The sequence below is a fragment of the Streptomyces sp. SS7 genome (assembly GCF_037993025.1).
Classification (GTDB): Bacteria; Actinomycetota; Actinomycetes; order Streptomycetales; family Streptomycetaceae; genus Streptomyces.
This window is the reverse complement of record NZ_CP141223.1, coordinates 8,892,284-8,907,108: the sequence shown is the minus strand read 5'-3', so window position 1 is coordinate 8,907,108 and position 14,825 is coordinate 8,892,284. Positions and strand designations below refer to the sequence as shown.

12 protein-coding genes are annotated in these 14,825 nt (G+C 72.4%); 6 read left to right on the top strand and 6 right to left on the bottom strand.

Annotation, left to right across the window (positions count from 1 at the left end; translation table 11 throughout):
- Positions 1–3 precede the first annotated feature (3 nt).
- Positions 4–1,152 carry an NAD(P)-binding domain-containing protein gene (locus tag U5640_RS40165; RefSeq protein ID WP_340384158.1) on the top strand — a complete coding sequence of 383 codons (1,149 nt, stop codon included), beginning with the start codon at positions 4–6 and terminating at the stop codon, positions 1,150–1,152.
- Between the two features lie 12 nt (positions 1,153–1,164).
- On the opposite strand, the gene mltG is transcribed toward U5640_RS40165, so the two are convergent.
- Together mltG and U5640_RS40155 are read right to left on the bottom strand one after the other, a co-directional pair.
- Positions 1,165–2,022: an endolytic transglycosylase MltG gene (mltG, locus tag U5640_RS40160; protein WP_340384157.1), complete on the bottom strand. Its 858-nt coding sequence runs from the start codon at positions 2,020–2,022 to the stop codon at positions 1,165–1,167.
- 63 nt (positions 2,023–2,085) lie between these two features.
- Complete coding sequence (locus U5640_RS40155) at positions 2,086–3,888, bottom strand: ABC transporter ATP-binding protein (RefSeq protein WP_340384156.1); 1,803 nt, start codon at positions 3,886–3,888, stop codon at positions 2,086–2,088.
- Between the two features lie 93 nt (positions 3,889–3,981).
- On the opposite strand from U5640_RS40155, the gene U5640_RS40150 reads away from it, so the two are divergent.
- Complete coding sequence (locus U5640_RS40150) at positions 3,982–4,419, top strand: MarR family transcriptional regulator (RefSeq protein WP_340384155.1); 438 nt, start codon at positions 3,982–3,984, stop codon at positions 4,417–4,419.
- Positions 4,420–4,572: 153 nt separating this feature from the next.
- Here U5640_RS40150 and U5640_RS40145 read toward each other — a convergent pair whose 3' ends face one another.
- From U5640_RS40145 to U5640_RS40135, 3 genes are all read right to left on the bottom strand, one after another.
- Positions 4,573–5,916, bottom strand: coding sequence for a cation:dicarboxylase symporter family transporter (locus tag U5640_RS40145; protein ID WP_340384154.1), 1,344 nt, complete (start codon positions 5,914–5,916; stop codon positions 4,573–4,575).
- Positions 5,917–6,122: 206 nt separating this feature from the next.
- Positions 6,123–7,718, bottom strand: coding sequence for a peptide-N4-asparagine amidase (locus tag U5640_RS40140; RefSeq protein WP_340384153.1), 1,596 nt, complete (start codon positions 7,716–7,718; stop codon positions 6,123–6,125).
- 66 nt (positions 7,719–7,784) lie between these two features.
- Positions 7,785–8,600 (bottom strand): L,D-transpeptidase family protein, encoded by an 816-nt coding sequence (locus U5640_RS40135; protein ID WP_340384152.1) that lies wholly within the window; start codon positions 8,598–8,600, stop codon positions 7,785–7,787.
- A gap of 198 nt (positions 8,601–8,798) precedes the next feature.
- On the opposite strand from U5640_RS40135, the gene U5640_RS40130 reads away from it, so the two are divergent.
- The 4 genes from U5640_RS40130 (at position 8,799) to U5640_RS40115 (ending at position 13,944) form a co-directional block, all read left to right on the top strand.
- Complete coding sequence (locus tag U5640_RS40130; protein WP_340384151.1) at positions 8,799–10,661, top strand: ABC transporter ATP-binding protein; 1,863 nt, start codon at positions 8,799–8,801, stop codon at positions 10,659–10,661.
- Positions 10,658–12,439, top strand: a complete 1,782-nt coding sequence (locus U5640_RS40125; protein ID WP_340384150.1) for an ABC transporter ATP-binding protein — start codon at positions 10,658–10,660, stop codon at positions 12,437–12,439. The genes U5640_RS40130 and U5640_RS40125 overlap by 4 nt, the downstream gene beginning before the upstream one ends.
- A gap of 749 nt (positions 12,440–13,188) precedes the next feature.
- The gene (locus U5640_RS40120) at positions 13,189–13,659 is read left to right on the top strand and encodes a DUF5709 domain-containing protein (RefSeq protein WP_340384149.1); all 471 of its coding nucleotides are present in this window, start codon (positions 13,189–13,191) and stop codon (positions 13,657–13,659) included.
- Positions 13,660–13,689: 30 nt separating this feature from the next.
- The gene (locus tag U5640_RS40115) at positions 13,690–13,944 is read left to right on the top strand and encodes a type B 50S ribosomal protein L31 (RefSeq protein WP_340384148.1); all 255 of its coding nucleotides are present in this window, start codon (positions 13,690–13,692) and stop codon (positions 13,942–13,944) included.
- A 26-nt stretch (positions 13,945–13,970) separates the two neighbouring features.
- Here the strand turns inward: U5640_RS40115 and U5640_RS40110 are convergent, their stop codons facing one another.
- Positions 13,971–14,765: a metal-dependent hydrolase gene (locus U5640_RS40110; protein ID WP_340384147.1), complete on the bottom strand. Its 795-nt coding sequence runs from the start codon at positions 14,763–14,765 to the stop codon at positions 13,971–13,973.
- Positions 14,766–14,825 lie beyond the last annotated feature (60 nt).

The following is a 14,825-nucleotide window of genomic DNA, read 5'->3' as shown; positions in this document are numbered from 1 at the left end:
GGCGTGAACGACACACCTGAAGTCGACGTCCCTGAGGTCGACGTCGTGGTGATCGGAGCGGGTCAGGCGGGGCTGGCCGCGGCGTATCACCTGCGGCGCACCGGGTTCGAGCCGGAGCGTGACTTCGTGGTGCTGGACCACGCGCCCGGTCCGGGCGGTGCCTGGCAGTTCCGCTGGCCCTCGCTGACGTACGGCACGGTGCACGGGATGCACGCACTGCCGGGCATGGAACTGACGGGAGCCGATCCGGCGCGGGCGTCGTCCGAGGTGATCTCCGGGTACTTCGCCGCCTACGAGCGGACCTTCGATCTGCGGGTACGGCGTCCGGTGGACGTACGGGCCGTGCGCGAGGGGTCCGGTGGGCGGCTGCTCGTGGAGACCTCCGCCGGCACCTGGTCGACACGGGCGCTGATCAACGCGACCGGCACCTGGGACCGGCCGTTCTGGCCGCGCTACCCGGGCCAGGAGACCTTCCGGGGCCGACAGGTGCACACGGCCGGCTATCCGGGGCCCGAGGCGTTCGCCGGGCAACGGGTGGTCGTGGTGGGCGGGGGCGCGTCCGGCACCCAGCACCTGCTGGAGATCGCCCCCTACGCCGCCTCCACGACCTGGGTGACACGGCGGCCTCCGGTGTTCCGCGAGGGGCCCTTCGACCAGGAGGCCGGCCGTGCGGCGGTCGCGCTCGTGGAGGAGCGGGTGCGGCAGGGGCTGCCGCCGAGGAGCGTGGTGTCGGTGACGGGGCTGCCGTTGAACGACGCGATCCGGCAGGGGCTGGCGGACGGGGTCCTGGACCGGCTGCCGATGTTCGACCGGATCACACCGGAGGGTGTGGAGTGGGACGACGGCCGCCGTGTGGACGCCGACGTCATCCTCTGGGCGACGGGCTTCCGGCCCGCCATCGACCATCTCGCCCCGCTGCGGCTGCGCGGTCCGGGCGGCGGGATCCGGCTGGAGGGCACGCGGGTGGCCGCCGATCCGCGGATCCATCTGGTCGGCTACGGGCCTTCGGCGAGCACCATCGGGGCCAACCGGGCCGGCCGCGCCGCCGTGCGGGACATCGGACGGCTGCTGTCCGAGGGGGCCGGGAAGCCCGGGCCGGGACCGGAGCCGGAGACCGGACCCGAGACCGAGCCGGAGGCGGCCGCCGCCTGACGTTCCGTCGCGTCAACCGGCCGCCTTGGCCGACGCGCTCTGCCGGTTCCGGTTGAACTCGGCCACGTTGCGCAGGTGCTCCTGGTAGTTCGCGGTGAAGCGGGTGTCGCCGGGCTTGACCGTGACGAAGTACAACCAGTCGCCGGGGGTGGGGCTGAGGGCGGCGTGCATGGCCTCCTCGCCGGGATTGTCGATCGGCGTCGGCGGCAGGCCCATGCGCTGGTAGGAGTTGTAGGGGCTCTCGATCCGGGTGTCGCTCTCCGTGGTCCGCACCGTGGACCGGTTCAGGGCGTAGTTGATGGTGGAGTCCATCTGCAACGGCATGCCGCGCGCGAGCCGGTTGAAGACCACCCGGGCCACCTTCCCCATGTCGGCCTTGGTGGCGGCCTCCGCCTGGACCAGGCTGGCGATGGTGACGGCCTGGTAGACGTTCATCGCGCTCCGCTGGGCGCCCGCGGTGACCGGTGCCCCGTTGAACCGCTTGTTCGCCGTGTCGACCATGTAGGCCAGCAGCGCCTGCGGCGTCGTCTTCCCGTCGAGCGGATACGTCGCCGGGAAGAGGTAGCCCTCCGGGTTGCCGTCGGCGTCGGCCGGGAGCTTCAGACCCGCCTGGGGCAGGGCCTTCCTGGTCGTGCCGGCGGGCAGGGAGAGGGCCTTGTCGACGGCCTCGTAGACCTGACTCGCGCGCCAGCCCTCGGGGATGACCAGAGCCGTCGGCTTCTTGGGTGCCTCCGGCACCACCTTGTGCCCGGTACTCAGCAGCGGCACCGCCACGGCGGTACCGGCCACGACGGCTCCGGCCGCGATGAGGGCGAGCCGGCCCCGGCGCGTCAGTCGAATCGTGCTCCGTGGCGGAGTGTTCATCTGCATGCGGGCACGGTAACCCTCATATCGTCATAAACCCGGCATAACCGGTCATGCGCTTGACGGTTGTCAGCTTGTCGGCTCCAGGCTGGCGTCCCGCCGCACCAGGGCCGCGTACCGCCCGTCCCGCTCCAGCAGTTCCTCGTGCGTCCCCCGTTCGACCAGTCGGCCCGCGTCGAGGACCACGATCTGGTCGGCGTCGCGGACGGTGGAGAGCCGGTGGGCGATGGTGAGGGTGGTGCGGTTTGCGGAGAGCGCGTCGAGGGCCTCCTGGACGGCGTGCTCGGTGCGGGTGTCCAGGGCGCTCGTCGCCTCGTCGAGGATCAGCACCGGCGGATCGCGCAGGATGGTGCGGGCTATCGCCAGGCGCTGCTTCTCACCGCCGGAGAAGCGGTGGCCGCGTTCACCGACGACCGTGTCGTACCCGTCGGGCAGGGCGGCGATGTGGTCGTGGATCTGCGCCGCGCGCGCGGCGGTGTACAGCTCCTCGTCAGTGGCGTCCGGCTTGGCGAAGCGCAGGTTGTCGGCGACCGTCGCGTGGAAGAGGTACGTCTCCTGCGAGACGACACCGACCGCGCGGGCGAGGGTGTCGAAGTCGAGGTCGCGGACGTCGACCCCGTCGAGGGTGACCCGGCCGCCGGTCACGTCGTAAAGGCGCGGCACCAGGTGCCCCAGGGTGGACTTGCCGGCGCCGGTCGGGCCGACGACGGCGAGGCTGCCGCCCGCGGGGACGGTGACGTCGATGCCGTCGAGGACGGCGCTGCCCTTCCCGTCGTAGGCGAACACGACCTTCTCGAAGCGGACCTCGCCCTTGATCTGGTCGAGATGTACCGGGTCGGTGCGCTCGGTGATGTCGATCGGGAGGTCGAGGTACTCGAAGATGCGCTGGAAGAGCGCGAGGGAGGTCTGGATCTGCACGCCGGTGGCGAGCAGGCTGACGGCGGGGCGGAAGAGGCCCTGCTGGAGGGAGACGAAGGCGACGATCGTGCCGAGGGAGACATCGGGGCCACCGAGCTGGAGGGCCATGCCGGCCGTCCAGTAGATGACCGCCGGCATGGCGGCCATGACGATGGTGATCACGGCCATGCGCCAGCGGCCGGCCATGTTCGACTTCACTTCCAGGTCGACCAGCCGCTCGGACTCGTCGGCGAAGGAGCGGGTGAGCGAGTCGGCGCGGCCCATGGTGCGGCCGAGCAGGATGCCGCTGACGGAGAGCGATTCCGTGACCGTGGCGGCCATGGCGGCCATCTGTTTCTGGCGCTGGGTGGTGATCTTCTTGCGTTCGTTGCCCACGCGACGGCTGATCCAGACGAACACCGGCAGCAGGAGCAGGGAGACGACGGTCAGCCGCCAGTCGAGGGCGATCATCGCGATGATCGTGGCGACCACGCTGGTGAAGTTGGAGACCAGGGAGGTGGCCGTGGAGGTGACGGTGGCCTGCATACCGCCGATGTCGTTGGCGATGCGGGACTGCACTTCGCCGGTACGCGTGCGCGTGAAGAACGCCAGGGACATGCGCTGGAGCCGGCCGAAGACGGCGGTGCGCAGGTCGTGCATGACGCGCTGGCCGACGGTGGTGGAGATGAGGGTCTGCAGGACGCCGAAGACGCTGCTGAGCACGGCGCTGAGGATCATGCCGAGGGCGAGCAGGCTCAGCAGCCCGGTGCGGCCCTCGGGGATGGCGACGTCGAGGGTCTCCTTCAGCAGGAAGGGCGTGGCGACCGAGACCAGCGACGAGGCGCCGACGAGGACGCCGACGACGGCGAGCCGGCCGCGGTAGGGACGGAAGAGACCGACGATACGGCGGACCTGCCGGGGCTGGGCCTCGCTGTCGGCGGACGGTGTCCAGGATGCCGGGGTGTCGGGATGCATGGGCTCCTACGGGAGGTGAGCGGGTTGATCGAGCTGACCATAGCTCATTGTTACCTATACTCACAATGAACGGCATCCTGATATTGTTCCCGCATGACCACCCCCGATTCCGACAGCGTGCTCGCCGAGCAACTGCTGCGGTTCACCCGCCGTGTGCACCGGATCCAGAAGCGGCACATCGAACAGTGCGGCATCGGCGTGACCCCGGCCCAGTCCCGCCTGCTGCGCACCCTGGCGTGCTACGGCTCGCCGCCGCGGATGGCCGATCTCGCCGAGCGCCTGGAGGTGGTCCCGCGCGCGGTGACGACGCTGGTCGACGGCCTGGAGGCGGGCGGGAAGGTACGACGGGTGCCCGACCCCACGAACCGCCGGGTGATCCGCATCGAACTCACCGACGACGGCCGGGCGGCCCTGCGCAACCTGCGGGCCGCCCGGCGGTCGGCGGCCGAGGAGATCCTCGCCCCGCTCTCGGGCGGGCAGCGGGAGGTACTGGGCGACTTGCTGGACACGCTCGTGGACGGGATGCCGTAGGGGGCGCTACGGGGAGGGGGCTACGGTTCGCGGGCGGCTGCGGGTGGTTCGTGGCGATCGCGCAGTTCCCCGCGCCCCTTTCGAGGCCGGACCAGCGGTCCGGCCTTTCCGGGGCGCGGGGAACTGCGCGATCAACCGCCACGCACACCCGGTCTACTGGGCGACCGGCGCCGCCTCTTCCGGCACCGCGACCTCCTCCTCGCCCGCGCTCTCGCCCTCCAGCACCCTCTTCGCCCGCCCCAGGTCCAGCGCCCCCTCCCAGCGGGACACCGCGAAGACCGCGACGCAGTTGCCGAGGAGGTTGGTGACCACCCGCATCGAGTCCATGATCCGGTCGACCCCCAGCAGCAGGGCCACGGCGCCCGCCGGAATGGCGCCGAGCGAGGACGCCGTGGCGGACAGGGCGAGGAAGGCCGAACCGGGAATGCCGGCCATGCCCTTGCTCGTCAGCATCAGCACCAGGATCACGGTGATCTGCTGCCCGAGGCTGAGATCGACGTCCACGGCCTGGGCGATGAACAGCGTGCCGATGGACAGGTACAGCGAGGCGCCGTCGAGGTTGAAGGAGTAGCCGGTCGGCAGCACGAGGCCCACCGCGTCGTCACGGGCACCCGCCCTGCGCAGCTTCTGCATCACGCGCGGCATGACGGCCTCGGTGGAGGCGGTGCCGAGGGCGAGCAGCATCTCCTCACGGATGTAGCGCAGGAACTTCCAGAGACTGAGCCCGGTCACCAGGCGCAGGGCCACGGCCAGCAGCGCGACGAAGAACGCGGCCGCCGCGTAACAGAGGACGATCAGCTTGGCGTAGGTCTCGATGACACCGAGCCCGTAGTTGCCGATCAGCACGGCCATCGCGCCGAACACCGCGATCGGCGCCAGCCGCATCACGAAGCCGACGATCGCGAAGATGATCTCCTGGGCCTGCTCGACGGCGGGCAGTACCTGCGGCACCTTGGTGTGCCCGAGGTGAAGCAGTGCGGCGCCCACCAGGCACGCCAGGATGAGCACCTGGAGGAGGGAGTTCTCGGCGAACGCGCCGATGAAACTGGTGGGCAGCGCGTTCACGACGAACTCGGTCGTCGTGGGCAGCGAGCCGCCGCCGGTCTTGGCGTCGACCGCCGCGGTGTCCAGGGTGGCCGGGTCGACGTGCATCCCCGAGCCGGGCTGGACGACGTTGGCGGCGAGCAACCCGATGATCAGGGCGAGCGTGCTGGCGACCTCGAACCAGATCAGGGCCTTGAGCCCGATCCGGCCGAACGCCTTGAGATCACCGGCCTTGGCGATGCCGACGACCACCACGCAGAACACCAGCGGAGAGATGATCGTCTTGACGAGCCGGGTGAAACCGTCGCCGAGCGGCTGGAGATCCGTGGCCACACCGGGCCACAGCTTTCCGACGACGATGCCGAGCACGAGCGCGCAGGCGACCTGCGCGAAGAGTGAGGTACGCAGCAGGCGTGCGACGCGTCGTGGCAGGGACGGGACGGACGGCGGCACGGGCACTCCTTGTGGGGGACGACTTGTGGGGGACGACCTGTGCAGGACGACGGCATCGCAGAAGCCCCTGGGGACGAGGGACTTCTGCAATGCGGAAAGCGAATTCCGTTGCGATCACTGTGAAGGTGTCGTTGATCGCGCACAAGACCGCCGCGTTTCGGCCGTGTAAATCCCGTCACCCGTGCCGCGTCGCGCGCCTTTCGCGCTCAGCAGCCGTCACGGTCTTCCGTCAACACCCCCTGGGCCGTGGCGAGTCGGCGGTCGTGGCAGCCGTCCGAGCCGCGGAGCCGGTAGTGCTCGCTCGTCGCGCCGACCGCGTGCCGCTGGTCCCGGGGCACTCCGACGGTGTAGGTGGCGTCACCGGTGTAGGTGTCGTCGAGCCGCGACCAGGCCGTGCGGCGGCCGTTGCGGATCGTCACGGCGTGCGCCCGGTCGCCGAGCGTCAGCACGGTCCGCAGCCGGTCGTCCGCGCCGAGCGTGGTCGTGCCGTCCATCGTGCAGGTGCGCCGGGTCGCGGTGGTGACGGTCCGTCCGTGGCCGGCGACCGTGACCTTCTCGTCGTCCTTCCAGACCGCGTCGAGGCCGTCCACGGTCTCGCCGTCGGTCCAGCGGTGCGCGGAGGTGTGGTCCAGGGAGCGGGTGACGGTGGTCCGCACCCGGCCGTGCGAGGTGTCGAGGTACCCGGCGACGGTCAGCCGGTGGCCCCCTTCGGTGTCGAGGCGGTGTTCCGTGCCGGGCGTGTAGACGCTGGAACCGGTCGGGTCGCCGGCATCGGCGGTGAGCAGTCTCCCGGGCACGACCGCCCTGCCGTGGTCCCGCCAGACCAGCACGTTGACCGGTGTGCTCCACCCGCTCTGCCCCTCGGGCACACCGACGACCGACACCTCGACGCGGTGCGGGCGTCCGTCGTTGAGGACTCCGGCGAAGGGCGTCAGGTCGTATTCGATCGGCTTGACGTCGAAGGCGCGGGGGCCCGGGATCACGTACCACAGGAAGGGGTTGGACCAGCCGCCGGTCCACACGGTCGGGAACGGGGTGGCGATTCCCGCCAGTCGTCCGTCGACCCTCACCTGCACCTCGCGGTACGGGCCGTCGTCAGCCCGGCAGGAGTACGGCGCCTGCGCGGGCACCGTCAGGTACCAGTACTCCTCGCAGCCGCCGCCCGAGCCGGTCGCGTACACCTCGGCGACGACGCGTTCGCCGTTGCGGGGCGTGGTGAGGGTCGCGCCGCCGGTCAGGGTGAGGACGCTGTCGGGGGTCGCGGCCGGTTCCTTGCCGGCGTAGAAGGTCAGCGTGACCTTGACGTCGAGCACACCCGTGTAGGTGTCGTCGACGACGTTCCCGATGAGCATCTCGACGTCCTGGCTCCGGCGGAAGGTGTCGCTGTACCGGGTGACGTCCTTCTCCACGGACCACGCGATGCCGTCGGGCGAGGGCTCGGGGGTCGACGTACGGAAGATCTCGACCCCGCCGACCTGCACATGGCCGAGCCGGTCGAACTGCCACCCCCTGACCTTGCCGTCGAGGCGCAGCACCACCTTGCTCCAGCGGTCGCCGCAGCCGTCCGGCGGGGTGTAGACGCCCCGGTACGGGGTGAAGTCCCGGAACTGCGCCTCGGCGAGGGTGATGCGGCAGGACCTGCCCCCGGGCCGGTCGACCGGGGGCGCCGCGGTCACCGGGTCGTGCCAGTCGGTGCCGAACTCGGCGGGCACGTCGGCCGATCGGGCCGGGGCCGCCCCGAGGATGGTGCCCACCAGGAGGGTCGCCCCGGTGAGCATGGACATGATTAATCGACTCTTCATGGCCGGTGTTCTACGGGGAGTCGGCCCGCACCCGCAATGACGCCTCCAATGCCTCCCCCACCGGCCCTACGCCTTCAGCGCGGCCCTGTCCCCCATCACCACGACGGGATCCCGCTCCGGGTCGAGCGCGAGCAGCAGGTACTCCATCGCCTCCTTGGAGAGGCTGACACAGGCGGACGTGCCGTCGCCGTGGTCCAGGTGCAGCCAGATCCCGCCGCCCTTCTCCTCCCCCAGCGGCTGCTCCCCGTCGTCGGGCGGGGTGCCCGGGACCCGGTTGTAGTCGATGGCGATGACGTAGTCGAAGTCGTGCCAGTGCGACTCGTCCCACCAGCGCGGCGCCGCGTAGTCCTCCGAGTGCGTGTACGGCAGCCTGGTCCCGGGATCGGCCAGGACCCCGCCCGCGGCGGTGAGCGTGAAGACCCCGACGGGGCTGCGGTGGTCGCCCAGACGATGGTCGGGGGTCCAGCCCTTCCTGCCGTTGTGCGCGGGCCAGCCGGCCACGCGTTCCCAGAACGCGCCCCGCCTGCCGTAGAGCACGACGGTCGACTCCGCCGAGTCCGCTCCGTCGCCGTATACCGCCAGGACCTGGCTCGACGTGGCCGGAATACGCCGGTGCAGCCGGTCGCCGATGTCCGGGATCCGCGTCAGGGCGGGCGTACTCGACGCCGATCCGCCCGAACCGGCACCACCCGACGGACCGTCACCCGACCGGGCGCCGCTCTCCGCCGCCCCGCCCGCCGGGGCGGCGCTGCCCCCGGGCCCTGCCGCCCCGTCGCCGCCGCTTCGTCCCGCGTCCGCGCCGCCGCACGCGGACAGGGCCGCGAGAAGGAGGGTTCCGGCCACCGCCACGGCCACCCCGGACCGCACACCGCCATGTCGCATCCGCCCATGCTTGCATCACTTTCCCGGTATATGCGTCAGATTCCGGACACCGGGACCGTGTCGGAGAACAGCCGGAACCCCGTACCCGCATCGGAAAACCAGTTGATTCCGACCACACCCCGACGCGAACCTTTCACGGTTTGTTGCCGCCCCTCGCGGGCCCTTCCCCCCTCCCCTGACACGAGCCACTGGGACGTCATGCAGATCCAAGACCTTCCGTATCCCGACCCGGGTGTGCCGGACGCACGCTCGGGACCCCGCTTCCTGTGGTGGCTCGGCCGCAACCAACTGGGCGGCCAGCTCAAGTCCCTGGCCTGGGGACTGCTGCACTTCGTCGCCGTCTCGGCGCAGCCGTTCTGCGTCGGGTACGCCATCGAGGCCGTGGTCGACCGCTCCGGCAGCCGACTCGCCCTGGCCGGTGGGCTGATGGCCCTGTTCGGGGCGGCCACCGCGATCGGCGACACCTTCCTGCACCGCGCCGCCGTCACCAACTGGATCACCGCCGCCGCCCGCGTCCAGCAACTCCTCGCCCGCCAGGCCGCCCAGCTGGGATCCGCGCTGACCCGGCGGGTCGCGGCCGGCGAGGTGGTGGCCGTCTCCACCGGTGACGTCGAGAAGATCGGCTGGTTCGTCGAGGCCGTCTCCCGCTTCACCGCCGCGGCCCTGACCGTCGTGCTGGTCTGTGTCGGCCTCGTCGTCTACCAGCCGGCCCTCGGCATCGTCGTCGCCGTCGGCCTGCCCGTCCTCGCGCTCGCGGTGCTGCCGCTGCTGCCGCGCGCGACACGCCGGGCCGACGACCAGCGTGAGAAGGCGGGACGCGCCACCGAACTGGCCTCGGACACCGTGGCCGGACTGCGGGTGCTGCGCGGCATCGGCGGGGAGGACCTCTTCCTCGACCGCTACCGCCGCGCCTCCCAGGAGGTCCGGCACGCGGCCGTCCGCAGCGCCCGCATGTGGTCCCTGATCACCGCCATCCAGGTGCTGCTGCCCGGCTTGCTGGTGATCGTGGTCGTCTGCTACGGCGTCCGTCTCGTGCACGAGGGCCGTATCTCCGTCGGAGAACTGGTCGCGGTCTACAGCTCCGTCATGGTCCTGACGTATCCCCTGCGGCACTTTGAGGAGATCGCGATGGCCTACTCCTTCTCGCGTCCCTCGGCCCGACGAGCCGCCCGCGTGTTGTCGCTGCGACGGGCCACGGACATCGGCGGATCACGCGCGGGGGACGTGCCCTCGGGCGACCTGTACGACCCGGCCACCGGACTGCTCGCGCCGGCCGGACGGCTCACCGCGGTGGTGTGCGGCGACCCGGACGCGGCCGGACGGCTCGCCGAACGACTCGGCGGCCACCCTCCGGAGGACGGTCCCTCGGTCCTGCTCGGCGGTGTCCCACTGGACGAACTCCCGCTGGAGGCCGCGCGCACGGCCGTCCTCGTCCAGGACAAGGACCCGGTGCTGCTGTCCGGTTCACTGCGCGAACTGCTCGACGTGCCCGCCTCCGGTGACGTGGCGGCGCCTGCCGCGCTGGCCGCGGCCCAGTGCGAGGACGTCCTGGAGGCCCTGGTGCAGGGCTCCTTGGACGCCGACGACCCGATGGACGCCCGGATCACCGAACGCGGCCGCTCGCTGTCCGGCGGCCAGCGGCAGCGACTCGCCCTGGCCCGGTCGCTGCTCACCGACCCGGAGGTACTCGTCCTCGACGAGCCCACCTCGGCCGTCGACTCGCACACCGAGGCCCGGATCGCCGAGGGGGTGCGGGAGCTGCGGACCGGTCGCACGACCGTGGTGTTCACCTCCTCCCCGCTGCTGCTCGACCGGGCCGACCGGGTCGCCCTGGTGCACGAGGGCGAGGTCGTCGCCGTCGGTGAGCACCGCGCGCTGCTGCACGGCGAACCGCGGTACCGCGCCGTGGTCACCCGCGAGACCGACGAGGAGTCGGCCGCCGCCGACCCGCCGACGGGGCCGGACGGAACCACGCTCGACCGGACCGAGCCGGCCGGGCCGGCCGGGCTGGACGAGCTGGACGAACTGGACGAGCTGCAAGAGATCGAGGAGACCGCATGATCGGCGTGCCGCCACCCGTGTTCGACCCTGCGGCACCGACGACGGCGAACACGCTGCCCGTCGGCGCCCCGGCGACCGTCCGCGCCTACGTGGCCGAACTCCTGCGCCGGCACCGCCGCGCCTTCCTGCTCCTGCTGCTCGTCAACACCGTCGCCACCGTCGCCTCGATGGTGGGCCCCTGGCTCCTCGGCGACGTGGTGGAACGGCTCTCCGCCGGAACCGAGGAACTCCACCTGGGGATCGTCGCCACGCTGTTCGTGTCCGCCCTGGTCGTCCAGGCCGCGTTCGTCCGCCAGGTGCGGCTGCGCGGCGCCATGCTCGGCGAGCGGATGCTGGCGGACCTGCGCGAGGACTTCCTCGTACGGTCGGTCCGGCTGCCCCCGGGCGTCCTGGAGCGGGCCGGTACCGGCGATCTGCTGTCCCGCATCACCACGGACATCGACCGGCTCGGCAACGCCATGCGCGAGGCCGTGCCCCAGCTGACCATCGGTGTGCTGTGGGCGGCCCTGCTGCTCGGCGGGCTCGTCGTCATGGCACCGCCCCTCGCACCGGCCGTGCTGGTCGCGGTGCCGCTGCTGGTGGTGGGCTGCCGCTGGTACTTCAAGCGGGCGCCCTCCGGCTACCGCTCGGAGGCCGCCGGGTACGCCGCCGTGGCCGCCGCCCTCGCCGAGACCGTGGACGCCGGCCGCACCGTCGAGGCCCACCGTCTCGGCGACCGCCGGATCGAACTGTCGAAGCAGCGGATCCGGCAGTGGACCGCCTGGGAGCGCTACACGCTGTGGCTGCGCTCGGTGCTGTTCCCGGTCATCAACCTGGTGCACGTCACCGTGCTGGGCTCGGTCCTCATGCTCGGCGGGGTGTTCGTCCTGCACGGCTGGATCGGGGTGGGCCAGCTGACGACCGGCGCGCTGCTGGCGCAGATGCTCGTCGACCCGGTCAACCTCGTCCTGCGCTGGTACGACGAGCTGCAAATCGCGCAGGTGTCGCTGGCCCGGCTCGTCGGGGTGCGGGACATCGAGCCGGACGCCGGTGAGAGCGGGCTGGCGCCGGACGGGCGGGACGTACTCGCCGAGGGCGTCCACTTCGGCTACCGCGAGGGCGTCGACGTGCTGCGCAAGGTGTCCCTGGAGGTCGCCCCCGGCACCCGGCTGGCCCTCGTCGGACCGTCCGGCGCGGGCAAGTCCACGCTGGGCCGGCTCCTCGCCGGCATCTACGCGCCGCGCGACGGCCGGATCACCCTCGGCGGCGCCGAGCTGTCCCGGATGACCGCCGAACGCGTCCGCTCCCACGTGGCACTCGTCAACCAGGAACACCACGTCTTCGTCGGCTCCCTCCGCGACAACCTGCGACTGGCCCGGACCGGAGCCGGGGATGAGGAGCTGTGGGCGGCGCTGGGCTCGGTCGACGCTGAGGGCTGGGCGCGGGGCCTGGACCGGGGGCTGGACACCGAGGTCGGCTCGGGCGGCTTCACGCTCACCCCGGCCCAGGCCCAGCAGATCGCCCTGGCCCGGCTGGTGCTGGCCGATCCCCACACCCTGGTCCTGGACGAGGCGACCTCGCTGCTGGACCCGCGTGCCGCCCGCCATCTGGAGCGGTCCCTCTCCCGCGTCCTGGACGGCCGCACCGTCGTCGCCATCGCCCACCGCCTGCACACCGCCCACGACGCGGACCTGATCGCCGTCGTCGAGCACGGCCGCATCAGCGAGCTGGGCAGCCACACGGACCTCGTCGCCGCGAACGGGGCGTACGCGGCACTGTGGCGCTCCTGGCACGGCTGAGACGGGCCACGCGGGAGCGCGGGCTCCCGGCAGGCGGCCGGGTCCTAAGGGTGGGGGGTGGGGTGCCGGGAGGTCGGGCGCCGGGAGCGCGACCTGGGAGGCCGGGGGCCCCAGCGGCCGGGGTCCGGTGCGGCGGGAGCCGGGAGACCGGAGCCCTGGCCACCGGGGCCCCGGAAGGCGGGGACGGGAGGCCGGGGCCCCGGCGGCCGAAGCCCGGGGAGGCGAGGGCCGGGAGGCCGGGCCCCTGGCCGCCGGGTCTCTGGCCGCCGAGGCCCCGGAAGACGAGGGCCGGGAAGACGAGGGGCCGGGAAGACGAGGGGCCGGGAAGACGAGGGCCGGGAGGCCGAGTCGCTGGCGGTCGAAGCCCGGGAAGGCGGCAGCCGGGAGGCCGGTCAGTGGCCGCCGAGGCTAGGGAAGGCGAGGGGCGGGGGCCTGCGCGGTGGGGTGGTGTCGGCACCCGACGGCCGCGTCGCGCCCGAGGCTCGGCGCCCTGTGCGGGCCGGGGCAGGGGGCCCGGCGATCCTCGGAGGGTGAGCACCCGGCGTTCCGGACCCGGCGGGGCCGGCCCCGTTTCGACGCCGCGCTGGCGTTGCGCGGTGCCGAAGCGGGATGGAACGCTGGATACCGGCACCCGCGCCCGAGTCGGCCCGGATCCGTCCGGCGCACGCCGGGCCAGGCCGGTGCCCCGTGCGGCGGTACCCCACCGCCGATCGCGGTGAGAACGGGCCGGTCAGCCCCTGGAGGTACCCGTGAACAGCGTCGACGGATGGGGGGACGACGTCTACCAGCCCGACGCCTCCGACATCCAGGAGGACTCCGGACTGCTCGACGCGGAGGACACACTCGTGGACGACGGTGTCTCCGACCCCCTCGACCGCGGCTGGTCCCCGCCCGAGCGGCCCTGGGCCGTGGAGCACGACGGGGTGACGGCCGCCGAGCGCCGGCAGGGCGAGACCCTCGACCAGCGGCTCGCCGAAGAGGTGCCCGATCCGCCCGTGCCCGACGGGGACGGCCTCGGCGACTGCGACGGCACCGACGGGGAACTCCTCGACAACGAGGTCGGCGCGGCCCGCTCGGGCCGGCTGGTCGCACCGGACGAAGGCGCCCACGAGGACGAGGAGAGCGCCATGGTCGCCAGTGACATCGGTATCGACGGCGCGGCCGCGTCCGCGGAGGAGGCGGCCATGCACATCGTCGACGAGGACAGCCTCTCCGGCTGACCCGCCGCCCAGCGAGGACGAGGAGCACCCATGCAGCAGGACAAGCAGCCCGACTACCACGAGGTGGTCTTCCGCGACCGCGCCGCCGGCTACGCGTTCCTCACCCGGTCCACCGCCTCCAGCGACCAGAGCATCGAGTGGGACGACGGCGAGACGTACCCCGTGGTGGACGTGGAGATCTCCTCGGAGAGCCACCCCTTCTACACGGGCAAGGCCCGCACGGTGGACACGGAGGGCCGCGTCGCCCGCTTCGAGCGCCGCTACGGCGAGGACAAGACCGGCTGAGCCGTCACCCCCGCCCGCGGCCGGCTTCAGATGACGTTGAGCGCGGCCGCGGCGCCGACTCCGCCGAGCAGCATGAAGACCGGCATCAGCACCTTCAGCTCGACCCAGCTGCCCGCCCGGAACCGCATCGCCTTCGGCGGACCGAGCGGGTACCAGCGCTTGCGCCCGATCGGGATGGGCCACAGGACCGGGCAGCCCGAGACGGTCAGCGCGTCGCCGATGTCGTGCACCAGAGCGCCCAGCAGGATCGGCAGGCCCAGCCAGAGGTACTCCTGGCCGGGGTCCGTGAACAGCCAGTCGGCGCCGTTGCCCGGCTTGTCCAGGACACCGGCGAGGATCCACGCGCTGGTCGCGGCCAGCAACCACACCAGCACATCGCTGCTGGAGCCCCGGGCGGCCCGCCACAGCAGGCCCTCGATCGCCAGCACCATGTGCACGAAGAGGATCGCCAGCACCGCCCAGCGGCCACCGGCGATCGCCAGGGCCGAGGCGCCCGCGCCGATCATGACCGCCCACAGCCAGGTGTGGGTGAGCGTGCGGTGCCCGCCGGAGCGGCGCGGGTCGCCCTGCTTCCGCGTGGCCTTGTAGACGGCGTACGAGAGCTTGTCGACGATCTCGCACAGCCATCGGGAGACCGGGCCGAAGGAGCGGGAGATGGTGGCGGCCTTGTGGTCGAGGTCCGGTGCCAGCGCCGCACCGGCGCAGATCAGCGCACCGGAGAGAAGGACCGGCCAGGGCATGGTGTGCCCCGCCGCGGCGGCGGCCGCGCCGACGCCTAGCCAGGCGGCGGCGCCCGACAGTGAGTGTGCTGGTCCCATCATGGCCGTTGCCCGCCCCATTCCTCGAGTGCCGCTGTCCAGTTGACCGGGTGCGATGACGCT